17 protein-coding genes are annotated in these 22,942 nt (G+C 49.6%); 6 read left to right on the forward strand and 11 right to left on the reverse strand.

The window, feature by feature from the left end; all coding sequences use genetic code 11:
* Positions 1 to 61: 61 nt before the first annotated feature.
* From GK091_RS04370 to GK091_RS04385, 4 genes are all read right to left on the reverse strand, one after another.
* Positions 62 to 895, reverse strand: coding sequence for an ABC transporter ATP-binding protein (locus GK091_RS04370; RefSeq protein ID WP_164035388.1), 834 nt, complete (start codon positions 893 to 895; stop codon positions 62 to 64).
* A 115-nt stretch (positions 896 to 1,010) separates the two neighbouring features.
* A complete protein-coding gene (locus GK091_RS04375; protein WP_164035389.1) occupies positions 1,011 to 4,043 on the reverse strand; it encodes a sensor histidine kinase in 3,033 nt (1,010 codons plus the stop codon).
* Between the two features lie 30 nt (positions 4,044 to 4,073).
* Positions 4,074 to 4,853, reverse strand: a complete 780-nt coding sequence (locus GK091_RS04380; protein ID WP_164035390.1) for a LytR/AlgR family response regulator transcription factor — start codon at positions 4,851 to 4,853, stop codon at positions 4,074 to 4,076.
* Positions 4,854 to 4,866: 13 nt separating this feature from the next.
* Positions 4,867 to 5,931, reverse strand: a complete 1,065-nt coding sequence (locus GK091_RS04385) for a sensor histidine kinase (protein WP_164035391.1) — start codon at positions 5,929 to 5,931, stop codon at positions 4,867 to 4,869.
* Positions 5,932 to 6,163: 232 nt separating this feature from the next.
* Between GK091_RS04385 and GK091_RS04390 the strand changes: the two genes are divergently transcribed.
* A complete protein-coding gene (locus tag GK091_RS04390; RefSeq protein ID WP_164035392.1) occupies positions 6,164 to 7,246 on the forward strand; it encodes a DUF5694 domain-containing protein in 1,083 nt (360 codons plus the stop codon).
* Positions 7,247 to 7,538: 292 nt separating this feature from the next.
* On the forward strand, positions 7,539 to 8,237 hold the full coding sequence (locus GK091_RS04395) for an outer membrane beta-barrel protein (protein WP_164035393.1): 699 nt from the start codon (positions 7,539 to 7,541) through the stop codon (positions 8,235 to 8,237).
* Positions 8,238 to 8,337: 100 nt separating this feature from the next.
* Here GK091_RS04395 and GK091_RS04400 read toward each other — a convergent pair whose 3' ends face one another.
* The gene (locus GK091_RS04400; protein WP_164035394.1) at positions 8,338 to 8,874 is read right to left on the reverse strand and encodes a hypothetical protein; all 537 of its coding nucleotides are present in this window, start codon (positions 8,872 to 8,874) and stop codon (positions 8,338 to 8,340) included.
* Between the two features lie 240 nt (positions 8,875 to 9,114).
* On the opposite strand from GK091_RS04400, the gene GK091_RS04405 reads away from it, so the two are divergent.
* Positions 9,115 to 11,601 carry an outer membrane beta-barrel protein gene (locus GK091_RS04405; protein ID WP_164035395.1) on the forward strand — a complete coding sequence of 829 codons (2,487 nt, stop codon included), beginning with the start codon at positions 9,115 to 9,117 and terminating at the stop codon, positions 11,599 to 11,601.
* A 181-nt stretch (positions 11,602 to 11,782) separates the two neighbouring features.
* Here GK091_RS04405 and GK091_RS04410 read toward each other — a convergent pair whose 3' ends face one another.
* The 5 genes from GK091_RS04410 to GK091_RS04430 form a co-directional block, all read right to left on the reverse strand.
* Positions 11,783 to 12,337 carry an RNA polymerase sigma factor gene (locus tag GK091_RS04410; RefSeq protein ID WP_164035396.1) on the reverse strand — a complete coding sequence of 185 codons (555 nt, stop codon included), beginning with the start codon at positions 12,335 to 12,337 and terminating at the stop codon, positions 11,783 to 11,785.
* 1,277 nt (positions 12,338 to 13,614) lie between these two features.
* Positions 13,615 to 14,178 (reverse strand): pentapeptide repeat-containing protein, encoded by a 564-nt coding sequence (locus GK091_RS04415; RefSeq protein ID WP_164035397.1) that lies wholly within the window; start codon positions 14,176 to 14,178, stop codon positions 13,615 to 13,617.
* Positions 14,179 to 15,015: 837 nt separating this feature from the next.
* Positions 15,016 to 15,456, reverse strand: a complete 441-nt coding sequence (locus GK091_RS04420; RefSeq protein ID WP_164035398.1) for a hypothetical protein — start codon at positions 15,454 to 15,456, stop codon at positions 15,016 to 15,018.
* Between the two features lie 241 nt (positions 15,457 to 15,697).
* The gene (gene pth / locus GK091_RS04425; protein ID WP_164035399.1) at positions 15,698 to 16,258 is read right to left on the reverse strand and encodes an aminoacyl-tRNA hydrolase; all 561 of its coding nucleotides are present in this window, start codon (positions 16,256 to 16,258) and stop codon (positions 15,698 to 15,700) included.
* 6 nt (positions 16,259 to 16,264) lie between these two features.
* Positions 16,265 to 18,118 (reverse strand): T9SS type B sorting domain-containing protein, encoded by a 1,854-nt coding sequence (locus GK091_RS04430; protein ID WP_164035400.1) that lies wholly within the window; start codon positions 18,116 to 18,118, stop codon positions 16,265 to 16,267.
* Positions 18,119 to 18,258: 140 nt separating this feature from the next.
* Between GK091_RS04430 and pyrR the strand changes: the two genes are divergently transcribed.
* Positions 18,259 to 18,798, forward strand: a complete 540-nt coding sequence (gene pyrR, locus GK091_RS04435) for a bifunctional pyr operon transcriptional regulator/uracil phosphoribosyltransferase PyrR (RefSeq protein ID WP_164035401.1) — start codon at positions 18,259 to 18,261, stop codon at positions 18,796 to 18,798.
* A 122-nt stretch (positions 18,799 to 18,920) separates the two neighbouring features.
* Positions 18,921 to 21,491 (forward strand): DUF5686 and carboxypeptidase-like regulatory domain-containing protein, encoded by a 2,571-nt coding sequence (locus GK091_RS04440; protein ID WP_164035402.1) that lies wholly within the window; start codon positions 18,921 to 18,923, stop codon positions 21,489 to 21,491.
* Positions 21,492 to 21,577: 86 nt separating this feature from the next.
* On the opposite strand, the gene GK091_RS04445 is transcribed toward GK091_RS04440, so the two are convergent.
* A complete protein-coding gene (locus GK091_RS04445; protein ID WP_164035403.1) occupies positions 21,578 to 22,333 on the reverse strand; it encodes a class I SAM-dependent methyltransferase in 756 nt (251 codons plus the stop codon).
* A gap of 174 nt (positions 22,334 to 22,507) precedes the next feature.
* On the opposite strand from GK091_RS04445, the gene GK091_RS04450 reads away from it, so the two are divergent.
* Positions 22,508 to 22,903 (forward strand): c-type cytochrome, encoded by a 396-nt coding sequence (locus GK091_RS04450; protein ID WP_164035404.1) that lies wholly within the window; start codon positions 22,508 to 22,510, stop codon positions 22,901 to 22,903.
* Positions 22,904 to 22,942: the final 39 nt, after the last annotated feature.

Here is a 22,942-nt window from a genome sequence, read left to right on the forward strand (position 1 = left end):
ATGATCGTGCCTGAGATGGCGGCCAGAAGTGTGGCGAATAAGGTATAAAAAGCCATTGGAATTAATAGAAAAGAGTTTTGATGCGCTCCCGGTTGCTCACTACGGTGTTGAATAGTCGTTCGAGATCGACCTTACTGTCTTCCTGGGTTGGATTTTCCATGACAACGGCCTGCCCCCGTAGCGACGGCTCGGCGTAAAGAACACCACTCGTTCCTGCCAGCACCGATACCGTGTCGAACAGAAGCCGGTCGGCAATGTCGGCCAGAGAGTGGTTGAGCAGAATTTCGCTTTCGTCCAAGATAATGACCGCATCGATCAGGTTGTCTAGGTCGCGTACTTGGTGGGTCGAAATCAGCATCAACCGGTCCGAGTCGACGGCAGTAGCAACAATCTTCCGAAACTGCCCTTTCGATGGAATATCGAGGCCGTTGGTTGGCTCGTCCATGATCAGCAGGCGGGTGTTGGTTGCCAGGCCAAAGCTGATGATGACCTTCTTCTTCTGCCCATACGACATAGCGGTTAGCTTCTGGTCCTGAGGTACGTCAAAATCGGTCAGGTAACGCCGAAACTGCGACTCACTGAATTTCGGATAGAACGGTCCCATCGTGTCGATGTAGGTTTGAAGCGTCACGGCGGGCAGATAAATCTCTTCCGGAATAAAATACAGCTCCTGCAAGAAAGCGGGTTGCCGTTTCCGGGGTTCGAAGCCCACCACGTTCACTTGGCCGGCCAGTGGGTAAAGCAGACCGCCCATAAGCCGCAGCAGGCTCGATTTTCCCGCCCCATTTTTTCCCAGCAAGCCGTAGATCGTGCCGGATTTTAGCGACAGCGTAAGGTCCTGAAAAATCAGTTTTTTTCGATTGTACCCGAACGTCAGGTTGGTAAGGTCAACCATTGTGTTTTTGGTTTAGTGTACTATTGAACTAATACACTACAATGCTCGGGATTTATTTTCACACTGTCAAGAAGTTAGCCAGATTTATTTTTTGTAGGATAGGCAGAAGCCCGCTTTACGTAGTTAGAAGGGGTAATTTAATGTTGACTACAGTTCCGGTTCCGTCAGCGGGATTCTGGTCCGTAATGGTGCAGCTGGCTTCGGAGCCGTAGAGAATCTGCAATGAATCGACGCGCTCGGTTGTAACCGTACTGCCCAGTGACTGATACGGTTTGGCCATTCTTGGGGCCTGCATCGTAGCCGATTTTGTCCGGCCAATACCATTGTCTTCAACCCGGCAGTAGAGTTGATTACCCGTTTGCTGGATCGTGATGAGTAGTAGCCCTGGTCCGTTGGTTTTATGGCGCAGTCCGTGCAGAATGGCGTTCTCGACAAAGGGTTGCAGCAGCAGCGGAGGCATCAGGCACGATTGAACGCCGGGCCCAATCGAGAACGTATGACTGAACCTGTGATCGGCGCGTTCTTCTTCCAGTTCGATATACAGCGTTAGCGTTTCGAGTTCCTGTGCAACCGGAATCAGCGTTTCGCGGGAATTTTCCAGCACTTGACGCACCAGCCGGGAGAATTTTTGCAAGAAAACCGAAGCCGCATCGGGTCGATTGGTCAGAATGTAGGCGTCGATGGTGTTCATGCAGTTGAAGATAAAATGCGGATTCATCTGGGCGCGTAATGCCCGCGTTTCTGCTTCGGCCCGCTGGCGGGTCAACTCACTACGCCGACGTTCCTGACCGATGCGCAACCGGTAAAATCCGTACAAAACGCCCAGTAACGCGAGTAACACCAACCCTCTGAACAGCCCGGTTTCGTACCAGGCTGGTGCAATGTTGAACTGGATCGTAACACCATCCGAATTCCATCGCCCCGTATCATCGCCATTCTGAACAACCAGTGTATAATCGCCCGATTTTAGGTTGGTCAGGTTGATTTCGTTGACGGTGCCCAGATTGATCCAGTCGGCGTGTTCGTTTAGCTTGTAGCGGAAATGAACAGTGCTTACGGGTCTGAAAGTCAGTGTCGTAAACGTAAGCCGCAGGTCATTTTCCGCAGTGGCCAGAGACAACGGTTTCGCCAGATCGACAGGTCTGTACTGGCCATTGACCTGCATGCTAGAGATCGCCAGCGCGGGCAAAGGCATTGGCTGGTGCAGCCGATTGATGTCGATCAGATCGAACCCGTTCTGCTGGCCCACGAGCAATAAATCATTCCAGGTCAGCGCAAAGCCATTGGTAACATCGTCGCTGAGCAACCCGTCTACTTCCGTAAAGCGTCGGATTCGCCGAGTTGCCGGGTCGAAGGTGTGTAAACCCTCGCCCGTACCGATCCAGATTCGGCCTTTCGTATCCTCGGCTACACCAAAGCACTGATCGTCGGCCAACTCAGGAGATAGACCACTGTAGACCGATCGTAGGGAGTCGATTTTTCCATTGGCATCCGTACTGTTGACACCACCACCGCCTGAAAACAACATTCGACCATCCTGTCCCACCGATACCCTGGTGAAATAATCGCCCACAAACTGTTTATGGTTGTTAAAATCAGCCAGTTCCTGCAACCGCCGTTCGCGTTCGTTGTACCAGATCATGCCAAAGCTTTTCGGGTACCAGGCAGCTAACCAGATTCGACCATCGGGCGATTCGGCTATGTCGTGATACTGATTGACAGACCACAATTGACGCGCTTTCTGCTCATCCCAAAGGGTAACCGGGCGTAATGAGTTGAGATCAAAAACCTGCACACCTTCTGTACTGTGCAGCACCCAGAGTCGTTGGCACTTATCGGCGAGCACTTTCTGAATACGAGCGGATGAGAACCGGGCGGGCAGTCGAATCGATTGAAAACCCCGCCCGGTCAGTTGAAAAATGCCCTGATCCGTTGCGGCCCAAAGTCGCCCGTTTACCCACGAAAGCGTGTTGGTTGCGGCATTGGTCGGGTATCGGAAAAGCTGAAACGTATTGGTCGGCCGATGCCATCGCAACGCACCCGTTTGCGACAGACCGAGCCAGAACGTATCGCTGGATTCTGGTAAGATCGCTTTGACAACGACTGCCTGGGGAACGATGGTTTCGGGTAGGCGAATGGCCTGAATGGTAGGAATGCCGGACCGATACGACCACAGACCATCGCTGGTGGCAAGCCAGACAAGGCCGTTGCGGGTGTCAGGGACGATCTGCTGGACAGAAACACCCTGTCTGGTCAGATCCGCTACGGTTGTGATCGTTTCCAGAGCGGGCTGGAAAATGCGTAGTCCATTGTCGCAGCCCAACCAGAGCGTAGTGGCGCCTGATGCATCGACCACAAAAGCCATGCTCAGAATGACCTCTGAAAAAGGGTAATGAGTCAGTGCGTTTGTTGCGGGTTGATATCGGAACAAACCAATTCGGGGGCTTCCCAGCCACAAGTTGCCAGCGTTGTCTTCGGCAATGGCCGAAAAAGGGATTGCCTTGCGCTGACTTTCGACGCTGGCTTCCGGGCCTAAGACACCGCGTATGGTGTTGCGTTTGTAATCGAACTCACTCAGCCCAAGCTCGCTCAAGATCCAGAGCCGATGTTGCTTATCTTCAAAAAAATGATTTCGGTCACCGTTTTGATCGGCCCCTTTGACCGGATACTGGAACCGTTTTTTGGTACTGATTTCGTATCGACGGACTAGGCCGTAGCTACTCGACCAGAGATTGCCGCGTGAATCGGTGAAGAGATTATCGAAGTGATCATTGACCGGATCGGCATCATTAAACTGAACGGAATCGATGGTTGTAACCGACTGGCGGGTGGGATCGACGAGGCACAGACCGATGTTATTCCAGTACACGGCCAGCGCATTATCGGGTAAGCGGCTGATACTTCTGACATAGCCGGATTCGTTCTCGGGAATCTTCCGGAACGTGTACCCGTCATAACGACAGAGTCCGCGCCGGGTGGCAACCCACAGATACCCTTCCGCATCGGTTGCGACGCCCGAGACGAAGTTGGAGAGCAGTCCATCTTTTGTGCTTAGTTTCTGGAACGTTGGGCCGGGCGATTGGCCAACGGCGGTTACGGACAGAAACAGCAGGAAAATGAACAGATAAACGCCTTTAACGAACATCATTATCAAGGCATTATAGTGTTTAGCGAGGCATCAGCTTTCGATAATCCGGTAAAAAGCGTCCCGGTAGGTATCGCCAATCGGAATGACGGCTTTCCCGATGTAAATCCGGTTTCGCTCAATGGATTCGATGCGATTTACGGCAACAATATAAGATTTATGTACCCGAATGAACTGATTGTCGGGAAGTTTTTCTTCCAGACTCTTCATGGTCTGTAGAGTTAGCATACGTTCTGGCTGTGAACCGTCGCCGATCGTGTACAGCGATACGTAATCTTTCAACCCTTCGCAGTACAAAATATCGGGCAGGCTAACCCGCTGCAACCGGTATTCGGTCTTGACAAAAATGAACTCCTTGGGGGCACTGCCCGATGGTATGGCTGCGGGGCTGGGCGTTGGATTGCGGCTGTCGTCGGGAGCGGGGTCAACAACGGCGGGCGTCGTAGGCTCGTTCTTTGGAAATAATTTTTGTACGGCCCGGTAAAAACGCTCGAAAGAAACCGGTTTGAGCAGATAATCGACCACATCGTGTTCGTAGCCTTCCAGCGCATAGTCGGAATAGGCTGTGGTCAGGATAACCCGGCATTTGTTGCCACCGACCGCGCGTTCAACCAGTTTCAGGAACTGAATGCCGGTCAGTTCCGGCATCTGAATATCGAGAAAGACGAGGTCAACTTCGCCCAGCTGAACCCGCGATAAGGCGTCGATGGGGCTGGTCGTTGCACCAACCAACTCAAGAAACGGTACTTTACGAATGTAGTCGCTCAAAATGGCGTGAGCCAACGGTTCGTCATCAACAATCAGACAGCGCATGTAGTAGTTCGGTTCACAGCGTCAACTCCAGCGAAGACGCGTAACTAGTCGATTCGTCGGTGATATGCAGCGTATGTTGCTTTGGATAGAGCAGTTCCAGCCGACGGCGGACGTTGATCAGGCCAATACCACCAACGCTATCCGTCTGACGCTTCGCTTTTTTGTTTAACGTATCGAATCGCAATTTACCAGTTCGTACGCTCAACTCAATGATCAGCGGATGCGCCGGATCGCTCAAGTCGCCGTGTTTAAACGCGTTCTCCACGAACGACACCAGCAGCAGCGGCTCAATACGAAACAAATCGACGTTTCCCTCAATGTTGAATTCGACGTTGGCATTCACGACGCGTAATTTTTCGAGTTCAACGAAGTTTTTCAGATACGCAACCTCTTTGCCCAGCGACACCCGCCCGGACGGGCCCGCCGTGGAGGAGTGGCCTTGCCCATTGCTGTCGTAGAGCATATAGCGCATCAGTTCGGACAGCTTCAGAATAGCCCCCGGTGCCGCGTCCGATTTGGTATAGGCCAGCGAGTAGATGTTATTAAGCGTATTGAACAGGAAATGCGGGTTCACCTGCGATTTCAGAAAAGCCAGTTCAGCCGCGTTTCGCTCACTGACCAGTTCCGAGCGTTCCTGCTGATGCGCCAGCCAGTCTTCCACAATTTTGAACGCAAAGCCAAGACCCACCGCTGGCAGGGCATAGTAAAGATTATCTCTGGTGTAATAAAGTAGGGGAACGTCTGGATTGTAGTTGGTAAAGCCAAACAAATACCAGTAAAGAACCTGTTCCAGTCCATACCGTATGCCCACAAAGCACCCGAGTGCGGCTATCGATCCGACTACTGCCCAGACCAGTTTTTGCCGGTTCAGGTAGCGCGTGAGCACAACGGCGTGTTCGAACCAGACCGTCAACCAGAAGGACGCGCTGAACGAGAATTCCAGCGCATCGAACTCCAGTGATTGTTTCTTCGGCTCGTACGCATTCATTACGAGCATCGTACACCAGATCAACAGGTATAACAGGTTACGAACGAAGGCGCGGTTGTTCAGAAAAGCGGGCAGTTGTAGGGCGGCCATAACGGGAGCAGTTTACTTAATCACGAAGTACTATGGTTGACGCGGTAATGGCAAGAACAATCGACCAACGCCCGGTTTCAGCCGACAAATCTTGTTTCAATCTATTCAGCAGGTTGGTCGATCAGGAATGCCGTTAGCCGACGAGATGGTGGGGTTGGTCGACTTGCGTTGGCGGACCCGTCCATGAGACCACATCTTTGTTTCATCAAACACGCAGAAACGCACAAACAACATGAAAACGATTATAACTACTGTACTCCTGATCGCTTCGGTACTCGCTGGCTTTGCCCAATCAAAACGTGCCGACCAGCCGATTGAGATCCTGTTCATCGGAACATCCCATGATTACGGCAAAAAACCGGTTGAGAAATTCGACTATGTGAACGATAAGATCCGCGCGTTTCGGCCTGATGCGTTCTTTGGTGAGTTTCTGTCAGCGGCTGATTATGACGCCATTCCGAATTACTGGAATAAGGCCAATGTAGAGAAGCGCATTGCGTACATCCGTGATCTTGACTACCCGATGCCGGCTAACCGGGAGAAGCTGATTGCAACGTCATACAAAGCCTTGAAGCAAAATCCGAATTACCATCAGAATCGGATGCGACTCACCAATGCCTTGGTGCAGCAACACGATTTTGCCAATGCACAGTATCAGCTTTATCAATTGATGCAGCGCAAACAGGCGTTTGGGGACGAAGAGAAGGCCACCTTTACCAAAGCCTTAGGTCCGATCGATTCGCTGCATCGGCTGGGGTATCGCACCACCAGCGAATACTACTACATTCTCTTTCCCATGATGAACGAATTGAAAATCGACAAACTGATGTCGATGGATTCGCAGCGGCATGATCTGGATTGGCAGGGTGCGTGGGAGCGGGCTGATACGCTGGTTAAGCTATTCGAAGCGCAGGTCGAGAAGGATTCAACGTCGGCTGAAGCACTGGCCTACAAGGCACTCAACCAGCGTACCCGTGTGCTGAACAAACTGGCCAATGCAGCCGAGCGCGATGGCATGGCTACCAAATTTTACAATTCACCCGAAGGTGACGAATACCTGAACATCGTGAATTTCTACGGCGCTCATCGGCTGTTCGGTGTGAAAGGGTTTCCGGAAAAGGAAGTGACCGAAATGTTAAACTACTGGAAAATGCGAAACCAGGATATGAGTCAGAATATTGTGAGCCGGGCGCGGGCGGCTGGTGTAAAACGACTGGTCGTGGGTGTGGGCGCTAACCACCGCAAAATGATCGTCGATCTTCTACGGGCTACACCCGGCGTAACGGTCCACGAACTTAATAGCTACCAGCCGTAGAGCAAGCTAGTTTTTCCCAGCTTATTTCCCACAAAGGCCCAGAGGACACAGAGACAAATAGGTTAACTCTCTGCGTCCTCTGGGCCTTTGTGATAAATAAGATTATTATGCAATAGTAAAGTATCTGATAATCAATAAGATATAGTGGAGAAATGAAAAATTTGGCAATTTTTTTAAGTCGTATGCAACCTGGATAGCGCGTTTTTACATCTACCAGTCAACTAACACAAGGAATACAATCCTGAACTCTATAAACTTCAAATTTCCTAAACGCTTACTCTTGTTTACAGCCATGAAAACGTTCAAACACCTCCTGACTACCGCTTTAGTTGCTGCTTCGACCGCCGTATTCGCCCAGACAACCGTCGTAATTTCTACCGATTCGGTTGCGAAACCACGCAGAACCGTCGAGCGCATCACCTCCGATTTCAGCATCTACGTAGGGTTCAATAACCTCGGTGGTTCATTGCCTGCTGGCTACGATTTGCGCCCCATCGGTTCGCGCTTTGTTGCGCTGGCCTGGCAGAAACGTATTCCCCTGATCACAAATGGTTCGACGAAATTACGGCTGGTAACCGGTCCGGAAATTGCCTGGAATAATTTCATGTTCGAAGGACGCAACACGCTGACCGAGCAAAACAACCAACTTATCGTTGAACCGGCCAACGTCGATCTACGCAAATCGAAACTCGTAACGACTCAGCTCAATTTGCCCGTCATTCTGAACCTGCGGTTCAAATCGGGTTTGACCTTGGGGGCCGGAGCGTATGTCGGCATGCGGCTGGATAGTTACACGAAAGTGAAACCCGAAGGTGGATCAGCCGTTCGGACTCACGGATCGTTCAACCTGAATCCCGTTCGTTGGGGATTAACCAGTGAGCTTGGCTATCGCGGTAGCGCAAAACTGTTCTTCCGTTACGAGCCAAACAGCCCCTTCCGTGCCGGCGAAGGTCCTGATGCAAGCGTATGGTCGGTTGGGTTGAAATTGTAAGTCTGAACGTTGATTTTTTCGATTACACTGACTGACTATGGTTTTGCTTTCGCTTCATTGAAGCGCTTTACTACTAAAAAATCATAGTCAGTCAGCGAAATCACATAAATCCTGGTTTGGATGAAAGGGAGAGTTTGCCTTCGAAAAACTTGGGTTGCCGGTAAATAGTGAAACTGAGCAAGCGCCATTCAAACACGCCGGACGTAGAATAAGACAGCTCATTATTCCGGCTGATATCCACAGTTGAGTAGATGGGCTCCCACCGTAAGCCCGTAGCCCAGCCAGTCAAATAAATCTGACTCGACACCTGGGCCGAATCCGATCTGGACTGGTGATTGATCTGTACCTGCTGAAAAAGGCTGATTGTGGGGAGTTCCAGCAGCGGAATCGTTCTGGAAGTCAACCCGTGAGACAGTTGGGCCTTCACCGGAATAACGCGCTCGAAAACACCGACTGATTGCTTTTCCTGTACTTTATTTGGTGACTGACACATGCCAGCGGTCAGTATAAATAATAACCCGCTGGGCAGATAGCCATAGCGTTCTGAAAACAGCCGGAAGTTTCGATACGAAAGGATGAACAAGCCGATGGCCAGGCCAATATTCAGGAGTATCCAGATAACGTGAAAAAAGGCCATCGTTTAGGTTAGAAAGACAGGCCAGAAAAATAGTAAAAAAAATCGCCTGTCAAGCAACGTTCCGTTCGTTCGGGCATCTTTGATCCAAAGTCGCTCGTCAAAACACCAATCACAACCTAAATCCATTCATACAGCCGTTCAGACCGCTTGTGTAAGAACAGGTACTTTGTGATGCCCACTACCTACCTTTGCCATGTACTCAGGTACAAGCACAGCAACCTTCCGAACAAAGACAGCACGATGAAAACGACTTTATACGCTCTACCCTTATTACTGCTGACAATAACAACGTCGTTTGGGCAGGTCCTGACACGAGGCAACGTGAGCGGTCAGGTGAACACGGTGGCCGGTAAACCACTCGAATTTGCGACGATGATGCTCGTAAAAGCGAAAGACTCGACGCTCGTGAAAGGTGCGATCAGCGAGGCCACCGGTAAGTACGTGTTCGAACATATTGGAGCGGGCCAATATCGGGTAGCCGCTCAGCAAATCGGTTTCCGCAAAACATACAGTGATGCATTCGCTATCGACGAAACGCATCCAACGGTCGAACTGCCTGCGCTGGCACTGGCGGAGGAGTCGAGAAACCTGACCGAAGTAAACGTGGTGGCCAAGAAGCCCTTCATCGAACAGCAGGTTGATCGCACCGTCGTGAACGTGGAGAATAGCATCGTTTCCAGTGGCAACACGGCGCTGGAAGTGCTGGAAAAAGCGCCGGGCGTAACCATCGACCGGCAGAACGATCAGATCCAGTTGAAAGGCAAATCGGGCGTTATTGTTTACATCGATGGTAAGCAGACGTACCTCTCACAACAGGAAGTCGCGAATCTGCTCAAGAACACGCCAAGTGATAACATTGCCACCATCGAGATCATTACTAATCCAGGCTCAAAATACGATGCTGCCGGCAATTCGGGGATCATCAATATCAAGATGAAGAAGAACAAGAATTTTGGCACGAACGGAACGTTCATCGTTGGAACCGGCTACGGCTGGGTGAATAACCTCAACGGTGTTCGCGACGACCTGCCGAAATTCAATACGTCGCTCAACCTGAACCACCGCGAAGGCAAAGTCAATCTGTTCGGAAACTACAGCTACACGAATCGGCAGAGTTCGCAGAGCAACGAGATCAATCGATCCATTCCGTACAACGGGAAAACGACGTACTTCGATCAATATTCGTTCCGGCCAAATACGTTCGTTGGACACTCCTACAAAGCGGGTCTCGACTATTTTGTCAGCAAGAAAAGTACGGTGGGGGTTCTGGTTAATGGTTTTACGAATGACTGGCGGTCGGCGGGTCTCAATAACACCTTCATCAGTGACGAAAATCGCCAGTTGACCAGCAAGCCCGCGACGAAAACCGATGCGCGCCAGTATCTGTCGAATGTGACGGGTAACATCAACTACAAATACGAATTTGACGGAAAGGGCCGCGAATGGACCGCCGATGCCGACTACGTTCACTACGGTGGTGAGGGCACGAACAATCTAAGCACAACCTATTCCAACGGTGCCAACGAGATGATTCGGCCTAATCAGGATGTTCGGAACGGTATGCCATCGACAATCAACATAGTGGCGTTCAAGACGGATTACGTGCATCCGCTCAAAAATGGCAGCAAGTTCGAAGCCGGTCTGAAAAGTAGCTTTGTGAACGCCGATAACAACACGATTTACGACACGCTTCAGCAGGAAACAAAACTGTGGTTGTTCGACGCCAGCCGGTCGAATCAGTTCAAATACGACGAAAATATCAACGCGGCTTACATGAATTACGCCGGAAATCTGGATAAGAAAACCAAGCTGCAAGTGGGTCTGCGGGCCGAACATACGCACTCAACGGGTACGTCGGTTACGCTTAATCAGACCGTTGACCGCAATTACCTGAATCTTTTCCCAACGCTGTTTCTGTCTCGGCAATTAGATTCGACCAATACGCTGAATCTGTCGTATAGCCGCCGGATTCAACGCCCTGACTACCAAAACCTGAATCCGTTTGTGTTCTATCTTGACCCGTACACGTATCAGCAGGGAAATCCGTTCCTGCGGCCTCAGTATACGAATTCGATCGAACTGACGCACGTTTACAAGAGCGCGATCTCAACGACACTGGGCTTCAGCCGGACGACGGATTTCATCAACGGTGAAACGCCCCGGCAGATTCCGGCAGAAAACATCACCTACGTAACACCCGAAAATCTGGGTTCGCTCGACAATATCAACCTGACTGTCAGCTTCCCCGTAGACATCACGAAATGGTGGAAAATGCAGAACAACGTGAGTGCCTATTACACACACTATCAGACCTTCTATTCGGGAACGCCTTACGAAGTGAAGTTAGTGACGTTCAACGCTTATACCTCGAACAATATTACGCTGAGCAAAACGCTCTCTGCCGAAATCTCAGCTTGGTATAACTCCGCGTCGCAATATGGTTTCTACAGAGCCCGGCCAATGGGCGCTTTCAGCCTGGGTATTCAGAAGAAAATACTGGACGGCAAAGGCAACATAAAAATGAACATCAACGACCCGTTCTGGCTCAACAAGTTTAACGGAGTTGCTATGGTACAGGACATCAACTTCCGGGTTAGTTCGCAGTGGGAGAGCCGTCGGATCATGCTGACATTCACCTATCGGTTCGGCAACCAGAACGTGAAAACGGCTCGTCAGCGTAATTCAGCTACATCGGCCGAACAAAGCCGGGTAGGGGGACAAAATTAGAAGGCTACCAGGTTATCAACAGCCGGTACCTGGTTCCTTAACGATTAGTTTAGGTTAAGAAAACGTGAAAGCCATACTCATCTTGAGGTATGGCTTTTTTGTTTGCTGATAACCAATGCGTTTACGGCTATGCTGCCAGTAATGGCAACAAGTTGGTTGGTAAGATGATATGTGCCTTTGTTTAGCCCGAAAAATGATGGGCGTAGAGCCGCTGTAGTTTGTCACGTGAGCGCTTCAGGCGCATTTTAACCGCGCTTTCCGACAGGTTGTACTGCTCACTGATCGCCTGAATGGATAGTCCCTGTTCATGCTTGAGCCGCAACAGTTTTATGTCCTCCTGGGGCAGCTCGTTCATCACACGCTCCAGTTCCTGCATCCGCTCTTCGGAGATACCAGACGTTGTCGCTTCAGGTAAATTGATTGACTGCTCTTCCGACAACGATTCGGTAGTCAGTCGTTTACTGATTCGAATCTGGTCCAGGCAGTAGTTATGCGAAATGGAATAGAGCCAGGTCGAAAAGGCGGACTGGTTCTGGAATGTATCGAGTTTACTGAATACTTTGATAAAGATATCCTGCGTGTAATCCTGGGCTACTTCGGAGTCCTTCGTGATCGATAAACATTTCTGATAAACTTTGCCCACATACCGGCTGTAAAGTGCTTCGAAGCTGTCGGCAGCACTTGTCGTTTGAAACGAGTTGACCAATTGCTCATCGGCTAGTCTGCTTTTTTTCATAAGAGTCGAGTAAGGGGCTAATTCGATAATGGATAGTTTACGACACTAAAGCTAACGTAGATTTATTTGGTTAACTAGTTAACAGGTAGAGTATAGGGATTTTCTTAGTTGATGTATAACTGTTCTGGCAACAGATAGTTACTTTAAAACGGCCTAATTTGTCTCCCAGTGCTATAATTGCCTTATTTTGACGTAATGAGATTATAAAAATGCTACAAGTGTAGCTATTTTACAAATTTATTAGACGGTATGTTTATTTTTATCACTGGTCACTGCTACTCCTCACGCGTTTAACGCGCCCGGTTTAATCGCTTAAGCGAGATAAATTGGCCGGTCAGTGGTTGTGTCGGCTGCTGGTCAACGTGAAAATGTGTTCCGTTTTAAGTACAAATCAACGTCAGCTGTCAGCCACCAAGAGCAAAACTGGCCTGCTTTTTGCCGCTTACTCACGGCCCAGTCTATGTTTACCTGATCAAGGCATTGTAGACTCAGTGTCAATTGATCAATTGGCTGCTTCTTCGACTGTATGGTAGAGCAAGAGCCGGTATACCGTCGCCATTACAGATCTTAGATAGTCTATGAACTCCCCACCTTCCGAAATGCAAAAGGCTCGTAGTTTGCCTGTTGTGGCCAAAGTAATCCTATCCGCTGATTTTGCGTATGTTATCGTCGAGCTACGGAAAGATCCCTCGGTCGGTTTACTACATAAAAATACCCTATTCTATCCGGCCACTACATTTACTGTTTCGTCGCTCGAAGCCAAAATAGACGAGATGAAACGGCAACAGTCAGATGACTGTCTTTCGAAAAGAAAGTGACAGGCAGCAATACGTTGTAATCCTGTACGCTCTACGTCGATTGCTTACGTGGCCATGATGCATTGTTATAATCTCCGCCTGCTACTAGACTTATTAATAGGGATACAGACTTAATTAAAAGAGCTATTGTAATATATTGAGTATTTTTTATCTTTAATGGAGTCTTAATATCTTTGCACGGTATCTATTCCACCGTCGCCATGAAAAGAAAATCCATCAATACCGTTGCTATCGCTTGGATAAGCATCTTCATTATTTCGCTGATGGTGATGTTAGGCCTTGTCTGGCTGATGTTTTAGCATGAAAGACTATTTTGAAAAGTTTGATCGGCTTACTTTTTTGTCAGTCTAGTAATGCTGGTTTTTATAATTGGTGTTGCTGTTCTACTGATTAACATGCCTGAGTAGTGGCTTTGCCGCACGACTGCTGCCGGCCTGAAGTAAGGGGATTGGTCTCCCGCTACTTGACGACGATATCATATTTGGTGAGAAGGCCTGGTAGACTATGAAGTGAGAATTTTGTCTTCTTGAGCTTATTCGCATCTGGATCTAGTTCCAGATTGTATGAACTAGAAAAATCTACCTGAGCAAGTGTATTGGCCGAAAACAGAGCCAGCTCAAGGTTGCAATTTTTGAAGGCAGCCCCACTGAGATCGCAGCTTATGAAGCGCGCTTCTCGCATTGAGCAGTCCACAAAACGAGTTTTTTTGAGGTTACGGTTCGAAAAAGAAGTGTAATCGAGCTGGCACTCCTGGAAGTCGATGTGGAAACCGAAGGCGCTACACAGCCCAAAGTTTACCGAGGTCAGTTTACAACGAACAAAAACAACGTCATCAAGTTTGGTCCCTTCCAACACGATCATCGATAGGTCGCAGTCCTCAAAGCGGCAGTTGATAAAGTTGGCGCTGGCTACTATCGCTTTCGACAAGTTGAGGTCTTTAAAGGTACACTGCTCGAACAATTGATAAGGCCACTGGTCAGGTGTACCCGTCGTCGGGTCAACGAGTTGGTTAAATAAATCCATGTAAGCGTGTTGTATTCGTGTGATGATGCAATCGCAAAGAAAACACATACGTTGTTCTCTTTCCCTCATGACCTGGTTCCTGATCATGGCAATGTTCCCGCGCTGTCGTTCGCTTACGCCGATTGTAGGTCACTTGTTATCGGTATAGTACCGGTCACTGGGCCAACTTCAATTGCGTCGAATTGAGGAAACCCGGCGCTTTACTTAAAAACCCGACCTTGAGAACAAGGTCGGGTTTTTAGCTTGGTTACGCGAAGAGCATTTGTGATGATGCCGTTACTACTGACTTTTTAAGCTAGGTTAAGAAAACGTGAAAGCCATGCGCAGATTCTGGCGTTGGGCTTTTTTGTTCCTATTGGTCAGCAAGATACACCGCCGTTCGCATAGTTACCAATAGCTGTTCTATACGGTACAGATCGGGTCGGTCGGGGAGGGGACTGATAGCTGTTGCCGCTTCGACCTGAGCGACTTTCTGTTCGGCCCGCTTGATAAGGTCATTATGCTTAAAAGCTCCTAACCGGATTTGCAATAACTTATCCCAACTATCAGTGTCGGATGTGGGCAAATCACTACTAGGCGCGCCTTCCCTAATGCAGTCGAAAAGAACCAGAGAGAGTATGATTACGAAGGGCCTGAACGGTCCTTGATAGAGCCAGCGTTTCTAGGCTGTTAATGATGGGCAAAAGATGAGACAGGCTATAAAAAAGATAAGGTTCCCTGATCGAAGCAGAGAACCTTATACTGACTATTCCTAAACCCTTAACCTTTTCTACATGAAAAACTAACTTTTACCCTTTTCTGTTCCAAACACTCGTCTAATTCAGTATTTAATTTAACCTACTGAACGTCAGAGTTTTCGCTATGAGGTTGATTCGCGTTCCAGAGGAAGTTGATCATCCGGGCTGTGTAACCAGCCTGGTTCATCCAGCGACTGGCTTCTGCATTTTTCTGCTTGGCCAGTTGATTATTTACTTGAGCGACTGATTCGTTAAACTTGGCACGGTCGTCAGCGCTGAGATTCAGTACAGCGACCGGGCTTTGGTTGTATAGCGAAATGACGCTCATAAAGTTTTGCCAATTGGTGTTGTGCGAAAACTTGGTAACATTCTGTCCATAATACAAAGCGAACTGCTTTTCTGAACCGTTAACAAGCATGGCACTTGCCGGCTTGGAGGTTGCCGGGCTATCATCAGTGTTGGTGGTGGTAGCCGCGGTTGCCCGAGTTGTCAGTAATCCTAATCCAAGAATTAACGACGCAAAGATAACACGCGATTTCATTGTTTTGTTCTATTTTGTTTTCAGTTAGAGAACGCACAAATGTCTATGTAAGTTCTGAAAGTACAAAGCAATGATAAGGCTCTGTTCGAAATAATATTCCGAATTTAATGTGGTTTAAAAGGTAAGTTGTTGAATCGAGTACTACTGTTAGTTTGAAAATAGAATATTATTTGGTAGTTTACTCGCTTAATATACAGAAAATATTCTTTTAAAAAAATGCAAAATTCTTTAAAAAATTATACTATTGGTTGTAATTGTTCATGGCAAATTGTATGCCCATAGTACAAAAAGCAAGAATGATATTGCCCACACGATCCAAATAGTCCGGTAACTGAATCAGCTCGTCCTCCGGAAACTCGCCCAACACAAAATCGATCTGCTTTCCACGGGAGAAATCACTGCCAATGCCGACACGTAACCGAGCGTATTCCTGTGTGTTCAGCACCTCATCAATATTACGTAGTCCGTTATGTCCGCCCGGCGACCCCTTGGGTTTCAGGCGCAGTTTGCCAAACGGCAGATCTTTGTCATCCGTCACGATGATAATATTGCTGACGGGAATATTTTCCTGTTTCATGTAGTAGCTTACGGCCCGGCCACTTAGGTTCATGAACGTAGTCGGCTTCACGAAAAACAGTTGCTTTCCTTTGTGCTGCCATTTGGCGGTGTAAGCCAGACGAGTCATCGTAAAATCGAAGCCGTGCTGGGCGGCCATTCGGTCGAGCGCCATAAAGCCGGCATTGTGCCGGGTCATCGCGTATTCAGGGCCTATGTTGCCAAGGCCAACGATCAAAAATTTCATGGGTTGTCAGTGCAAGAGCGATACCGATTGATGAAGAATGGTCTGAACGCCGTTCGGAAACTGACAGTCCAGCTGGTACAGGTATGTACCCGCCGGTGCTGTGTTGCCGTTAAGCTGACCATCCCACAGAGAGTCGCCGTTTGAAAGCACAAAATTAGTACGATTATGGATGACTGCTCCCCATCGGTCAAAAACGGTGAAGCGGGCTACGGAGATTGACGGGAAACGGAAATAAACGGTGAGCGCATCATTCGACTGATCAGCATTGGGCGAGAAGGCCGTGGGCAAATGAAGTTGACTGGGACAATCGGACGGAACTAGAACCAGTTTCGTGACAAGGCAATTGTTCGCGTCTTTCACCGTCACGGGGTACGTGCCCGCCTGTAGGTTTGCGTAGTCGGTTGCCTGCTGAAAAAGCTGCCCGTCGATGGACAGAGACGTATTGTCGGCCAGTGGACTTACACGGAGTCCGCCATTACGCTCCCCACACGCTTCGGGCGTCACCTGAACATCGGTGAGTACGGGACCCGTGCTGGCACCTACGCTGATAGCCTGACGAACGATACAACCGATGCTATCGGTCGCAACGAGCGTATGCGTACCCGCTGTCAAACTATCGAACACGTTGCTGATCTGGAACGACTGATTGTCAATACTATATTGAATTGGTCGCTTCCCATTGGCACCCGTTATCGTTACGCGCCCGTTTGTCTGGCCGCAGGTGGTAGGCGTTATGTCAACCGCAGCAAGGACCAATAGAGTAGGTGCGGGAAGGCTGGCGACCTTATTGACTTCGCAGCCATTGGCATCATGTACGCGAACGGTATAGTCGCTGGCCGGCAATTGCTTGAAAACGGAACTTGACTGGAATGTAACGCCGTAGTCGATCGAGTAGGTCAGGGGAGGAGTTCCACCGGCGGCCTGTACGCTCAACTCGCCATTGGCCGTGGCGCAGTGGGGAGGGGTAACGCTTATATTCGCGATGGTGGGTGCATCCCCGGAAACGATCTTTACCGGCTGATCGGCCTGACAGCCAGCCGCATCTTGGACCGTAACCGTATAACTTCCGGGGCTGATATTCAAAAAGGAAGGCGAGGATTGAAACGGGCCTCCGTTCAGGCTGTAATGCCAGTTCGTCGCATTCGTCGCGATAACATCGATGGAACCGCTCGGTTTGCCACAGCCTACGTTCGTGACAGTCGTTTTAAAAATCGGTTCCCTAATGTCAATCGTGATGGGTACCGCCGGGCTTTCGGTGTTATATAATGTCTGGGTAATGTAATAGGTTGTTGTCTTGGTAATAGTTGGGCTGAACTGGTTGCCGGTGGCCAGCAGTTTGGACTGGGAGTCCCCCGAATACCAGCGAACGTTTTTACCCGTAACGACTAGATCGACTGGCGTGCCTTTGCAAAAGGAATTACCCGACTTCAATACGATGCGATACAGCTCAACCTTGCCGCTGGTTTTGTCCTTGCAGGTTGTGCCGTTGACAATCGGCTGGTAGGTGCCGATCAAACTTTCGTCGGTAGCATTATAGGTTAGGCTGCCGCGCCAGTAGCAAACGTCCTCTACGGTGGTGCTGCCGTTTTTGTTAGATTCGCTGAAGGTAACGGCCGCCGGACCCACCTGTCCCGACAATTGAGCCACTCCGCCGAAAGGTACGTTTGGGTTGCTTGTCTGCGCGGTCCCGCCGATCGTGTTGCCCGTCTGCGTAAGGGTCATGGCGTAATTGAACACCGCCTTGCTTGGATCATCGGGGTAGGTGACGCCCATCCAGAAACCAGCTACGTTCTGTGCCCGACATATGGTCGAAACGAGACCAAGCAATAGCATTAGATGGATCGTAGCTTGTCCTTTCATGATAAGTAACGCAAGTGCTTCAAGCCAAAACAAAGCAAGTTCAGCTGTAAACTACTAACAATACTGTATTTGTGGTCGGTAAACCTATCGACTGAGAAGGGAAAATGCCGAATCTGCCCGTAACCTCCTATTTTTACCCCATGAACCAACAACGCCTGATTCTTTCCAGCCCACTGCTTGAAATCGTTATTAGCCGACTGGCCCAGCAACTGATCGAAAATCACCAGGATTTTGCCGACACCGTGATTCTGGGTATGCAACCACGGGGAATCTACTTTGCCGAACGCGTCGGGCGCGAGCTAAACCGCACGCTGGGGTACGATGTGCCACTGGGCTACCTCGATGCTACCTTTTATCGGGATGATTTCCGTCGTCGCGATTCTCCGCTACGGGCCAATGCAACACATGTGCCGTTTATTATTGAAGACAAGCGCGTCATTCTGGTCGACGACGTGCTGGCTACGGGCCGGATGGTACGGGCCGCGCTTGATGCCATGACCGCGTTTGGCCGCCCCCGGAAAGTCGAACTGCTGGTACTGGTCGACCGGCGTTACAATCGCGATCTCCCGATCAAGCCCGATTACACCGGCAAGCGCGTAAATACCCTCGAATCACAGCGGGTACTCGTCGAGTGGACCGAGCAGGGCGCCGACGCCGATCGCATATGGCTGGTCGGGTAAAACAGTATTTTTGATTTGCTCTAAGCTTTTAACAATTAATGACTTATTAATGACATTTGGGTGGGAACTATATTTCAAGATTATAGAGGTTTATGTAAATTTGTTTTCCGTAATTCTACGTAATGAAGCCTCTACAGAAACTACTCACACTTTTCTTCTTTTTAATTCTCTTCAGTCTTGTTAGAGAGACCAGTGCACAGACAATATATACCGTTACCGGTTTAATCACAGATGCGCGCACAGGCGAACCCGTACCCTTTGCAAGCGTCGCGTTGGTTGGCCGTCGTGTTGGTACGCTGACCGACGAGCGTGGCCGATATGTCCTCAACGCGAAAATACTGTCCGATTCGATTGCGGTTAGCTCGCTGGGGTACGTCACGCAGCGGCAATTTATTGACCGGGAACGGCAAACGCAGGCGGTTGACCTCAAACTCGTGGCGGGCGGTACATCCTTGCAGGAAGTGACGGTTCATGCGGGTGAGAACCCGGCGTTTCGCGTGTTGCGGCAGGTACGCAAAAATCGCGTCATCAACGACCGCAAACGACTGGTAGCTTATGAAACCGACAATTACGTAAAAACACAGATCGCTCTCAGCCACGTTTCGGAGCGGATGCGCCGGAATCCACTGATCAAACGAATCAATGAATCACTGAGCAAGCAGGACTCCATTGTCGATAGCGATGGTAATCGACTGCTGCCGATCCTTGTCTCGGAATCGGTTTCTCATTACTACTTTCGGGATAGTCCGCAGCGTAAACGCGAGGATGTGCTGAAAACCCGGATCAAAGGGGTAGCTGTTGACGATGCCGGACTTAGCTCGCAATTATTGGGCGGAACGAACCTGGTCAGCCAGAATTTCTACGACAATTACATCCCGATTCTGGGTAAAGATTTTGCGTCACCCATCGGCGATAACTGGAAAAACTGGTACGAATTTTTCCTGGCGGATACAACCCAGATCGGCGACCACACCTGCTACGAAATTCAGTTCGATCCAAAACGACCTGAAGACTTGGTCTTCACGGGTAAAGCCTGGATCGATACAACCACCTTTGCGTTGTGCCAGATCGAAACGCACGTTGGTAAAGGAGCCAACCTGAACTACGTACGTGCGTTGACCATTGAACAGGAGCTGGAACCCACCATCGATACGACGAACTCATCGGGAACGGCTGGCTGGCTGCCTACTACCATCCGGCTGACCGCTGACCTAACGGGGGTTGGTAAACAATCGCTGGGTCTACGTGCTGAAGTAACGCTTCGGAGTAGTAATGTGATCGTGAACAAACCCCACCCATTGACCTTTTATGAGCAGCCTCTAGAACCGAGCGATACTGTTGCGACGGCCAATGATGCCTATTGGCATACGGTACAGGGGACGCTTGCGGGCTCAGATTCGCTGAGTAAAGACGATCAGAAAGCCCGCCAGATCATCGATAAGCTAAGGGCCGTGCCAGCGGTGAAAACGGCCGAAGGTATCGGGCAGGTGCTCATCACCGGATTCTACAAATTGGGAGGTGTGGACTTAGGACCATACCCTTACTTATTTGCTGTCAACTCGGTAGAGGGATTACGGACTCGGATCGGTTTCAGAACAAATGATGAGTTTAGCAAGAACTGGATTTTTCGGGGTTATCTGGCTTATGGAACACTCGACCATCAATTCAAGTATGGAGCCGAAGCGAATTATCTCTTCTCACGCCAGCACTGGACAATGCTGGGTGTTCGGTTTGCCAATGATCTAGAACGCCTGGGCCTGACGCCTGAGTTGATCGGTGGAAACCGGATTTTCTACGCGCTGAGCCGTTTTGGCCGGTATCGGGGGGCATACCGGAGTGAACAGAAAGAACTGTTTTTTCGCACTGAGCCCGTTCGTGGCATTCTGCTGACGGCCATGCTGGGTACTCGTACGGTTGATCCGATCTTCCCGTTCCAGTACCGAAGTGAACCGGACATGGGTGATCTGTCACCGTTGAAATCCGATATTTTTGATGCCTACTGGTCGATCGAAGCCCGACTGGCGCGGAAAGAGAAATACATTATGGATGGCAATGAACGGATCACACTCGGTACAAAACGAGCCCCCGTTCTAACGATCCGGTACACGAAAGGACTCAAATCGATGGGCGGCAATTTCAACTACGACCGAATTACGTTACGCGCTCAGCAATCCCTGCGAATCGGCCCACTCGGACGGATGACGTATCTGCTCTCAGCGGGATATACACCATCGACCTTGCCCGCCCCGCTGTTGTTTCCGCATATTGGCAACCCAACGCCCCTGCTGACGAACAACACGTTTAACCGGATGCAGTTTTACGAATTCGTCAGCGACCGGTTTGTTGCCGTTCACATTCAGCACAAGTTTGAAGGACTTCTGTTCAATCGGATTCCCGGCATTCGTAAGCTCAACTGGCGGTTAGTGGCCAATGTCGATGCACTGTGGGGCAGCCAGTCGAAGGCGAACCAGGACGTTGAGTCGTTCAAGCCCCTGCCGGGTGGTATGAGGCCAATTCACTTTGGCGCGCTCGATGGTTCCAAACCTTATATGGAAGTGGGGTATGGTATTGATAACATTTTTAAGATCATTCGTATTCAGGCGATACACCGGCTTACCTACCTGAATGTCGGACCGAATAACATCCCGGTCAATCCATTTGCCTTAAAAGCGTCTGCCTCGTTTAATTTCTAGAAAAAGCGTTGCAAAACACTCATCGGCGACTAGTCACGGAAAATAGATTTCGCTCTGTGACTGGTCGCCGATGGGCTATATGGTAGTTACTGAACGGGCTCATCCATTACGCGGCCCAGCCGAAAAAATACCGGGAATCGTATCTCCCGCTCGCCTTCGCCCCAATGGGCTTTTAGCTGTTCACCGAAGTCAGTAACGGGATCTTCTTCATTCTCGTGGATATATTGTCGCACGGCTGACCAGGTTCGTAAGTAGTTCAGAAAGCGATCCAGCGTCCAGTTTCGGTGGATGGTAAATTGATTGTGCTGTACATCCGCAAACGGGAACGGCAGATTGGCGTACGATGTATCGATGTGAACACGTTGCGGGTCCCAATAGGGGCCAACGCGGTTGCGGTAGAAGTCGAGCAGGACAGCGTCGAGGTCGGAGCCGAGTTTAACCAGGCCATAGCCCCATTCGGCCAGTATAGCACCCGGTTTAGCGACTCGTCTGACCTCCTGATGGAATGCGTCAATAGTAAACCAGTGCAACGCCTGTGCCACGGTAATCAGGTCAAATGTCTGGTTGGCAAACGGCGTTTGTTCGGCTTGGCTAAGCTGGTAACGGATATTCGGTTTTTTTGCCGCCAGGATCAGTTGTGTCTCACTAATGTCGGTGGCATCGACCTGATCAAATGAATTGGCCAACACATCCGCAACCTGACCATTTCCCGTAGCACAATCCCAGGCGGCACGACGCTCGGTTACAAACGAGAGAAGGTAATTATAAAGGTCTGGCGGGTAATCGATGCGATACTGTGCATACAGATTAGCATGTCCCGAAAAACGGTCGAGAGGTATCATATTATATTTATTTTAATAAATTTTAAACGTTTTCTTAGAATAATTGTCAAACAGTTGGTTTATCATGAAAAACCCAGACAAAATTGGGTTATAACCCGGAACCGTCTATTTTTGCGGGGTTGGTCTACCGCCGGTTATCAATTTGTTCCGTTCATTTATCGTTACCCGATTCTCATGAAAAAATCGTTTGGATTTCTCTTTGCTGCGGCTGCTCTTGCCCTGGCTTCATTCGATGTCAATGCGCAGGCTCCGACTGGTGATATTCCGCCGGATATGAATGCCCTGATGAGCAAATATACTTGTATTGCCTGCCATCGGCCTAATCAACGCTTGGTTGGTCCTGCCTACGCAGATGTGGCTAAGAAAAAGTATTCTGACGAGGAGATCGTCAATTTGATTTACAACCCGATTCCGAGTCACTGGCCGGGTTATCCCCCAATGGCACCTATGAAACAGGTTCCTAAAGAGGATGCAATGAAACTGGCAACCTGGATCAACTCGCTTGACAAAAGCCCTGCCAAAAAAGCTGGTTCTAGCAAAGCAAAAGGCAAAGGCAAAAAAGCTGCCTAACGAATACGTTTGTCGATTAACAGAAATGCCCCTCCTGTG

This window comes from Spirosoma agri (genome assembly GCF_010747415.1).
In the GTDB taxonomy this organism is placed as follows: domain Bacteria; phylum Bacteroidota; class Bacteroidia; order Cytophagales; family Spirosomataceae; genus Spirosoma; species Spirosoma agri.

What these genes read in the sequence shown, in the direction of transcription:
- pth (WP_164035399.1), bottom strand. Translation starts at nt 16,258, where the DNA reads ATGAAATTTTTGATCGTTGGCCTTGGCAACATAGGCCCTGAATACGCG.
- pyrR (WP_164035401.1), top strand. Translation starts at nt 18,259, where the DNA reads ATGAACCAACAACGCCTGATTCTTTCCAGCCCACTGCTTGAAATCGTT.
- GK091_RS04385 (WP_164035391.1), bottom strand. Translation starts at nt 5,931, where the DNA reads ATGGCCGCCCTACAACTGCCCGCTTTTCTGAACAACCGCGCCTTCGTT.
- GK091_RS04395 (WP_164035393.1), top strand. Translation starts at nt 7,539, where the DNA reads ATGAAAACGTTCAAACACCTCCTGACTACCGCTTTAGTTGCTGCTTCG.
- GK091_RS04450 (WP_164035404.1), top strand. Translation starts at nt 22,508, where the DNA reads ATGAAAAAATCGTTTGGATTTCTCTTTGCTGCGGCTGCTCTTGCCCTG.
- GK091_RS04405 (WP_164035395.1), top strand. Translation starts at nt 9,115, where the DNA reads ATGAAAACGACTTTATACGCTCTACCCTTATTACTGCTGACAATAACA.
- GK091_RS04410 (WP_164035396.1), bottom strand. Translation starts at nt 12,337, where the DNA reads ATGAAAAAAAGCAGACTAGCCGATGAGCAATTGGTCAACTCGTTTCAA.
- GK091_RS04420 (WP_164035398.1), bottom strand. Translation starts at nt 15,456, where the DNA reads ATGAAATCGCGTGTTATCTTTGCGTCGTTAATTCTTGGATTAGGATTA.
- GK091_RS04445 (WP_164035403.1), bottom strand. Translation starts at nt 22,333, where the DNA reads ATGATACCTCTCGACCGTTTTTCGGGACATGCTAATCTGTATGCACAG.
- GK091_RS04390 (WP_164035392.1), top strand. Translation starts at nt 6,164, where the DNA reads ATGAAAACGATTATAACTACTGTACTCCTGATCGCTTCGGTACTCGCT.
- GK091_RS04375 (WP_164035389.1), bottom strand. Translation starts at nt 4,043, where the DNA reads ATGATGTTCGTTAAAGGCGTTTATCTGTTCATTTTCCTGCTGTTTCTG.
- GK091_RS04440 (WP_164035402.1), top strand. Translation starts at nt 18,921, where the DNA reads ATGAAGCCTCTACAGAAACTACTCACACTTTTCTTCTTTTTAATTCTC.
- GK091_RS04430 (WP_164035400.1), bottom strand. Translation starts at nt 18,118, where the DNA reads ATGAAAGGACAAGCTACGATCCATCTAATGCTATTGCTTGGTCTCGTT.
- GK091_RS04380 (WP_164035390.1), bottom strand. Translation starts at nt 4,853, where the DNA reads ATGCGCTGTCTGATTGTTGATGACGAACCGTTGGCTCACGCCATTTTG.
- GK091_RS04415 (WP_164035397.1), bottom strand. Translation starts at nt 14,178, where the DNA reads ATGGATTTATTTAACCAACTCGTTGACCCGACGACGGGTACACCTGAC.
- GK091_RS04400 (WP_164035394.1), bottom strand. Translation starts at nt 8,874, where the DNA reads ATGGCCTTTTTTCACGTTATCTGGATACTCCTGAATATTGGCCTGGCC.
- GK091_RS04370 (WP_164035388.1), bottom strand. Translation starts at nt 895, where the DNA reads ATGGTTGACCTTACCAACCTGACGTTCGGGTACAATCGAAAAAAACTG.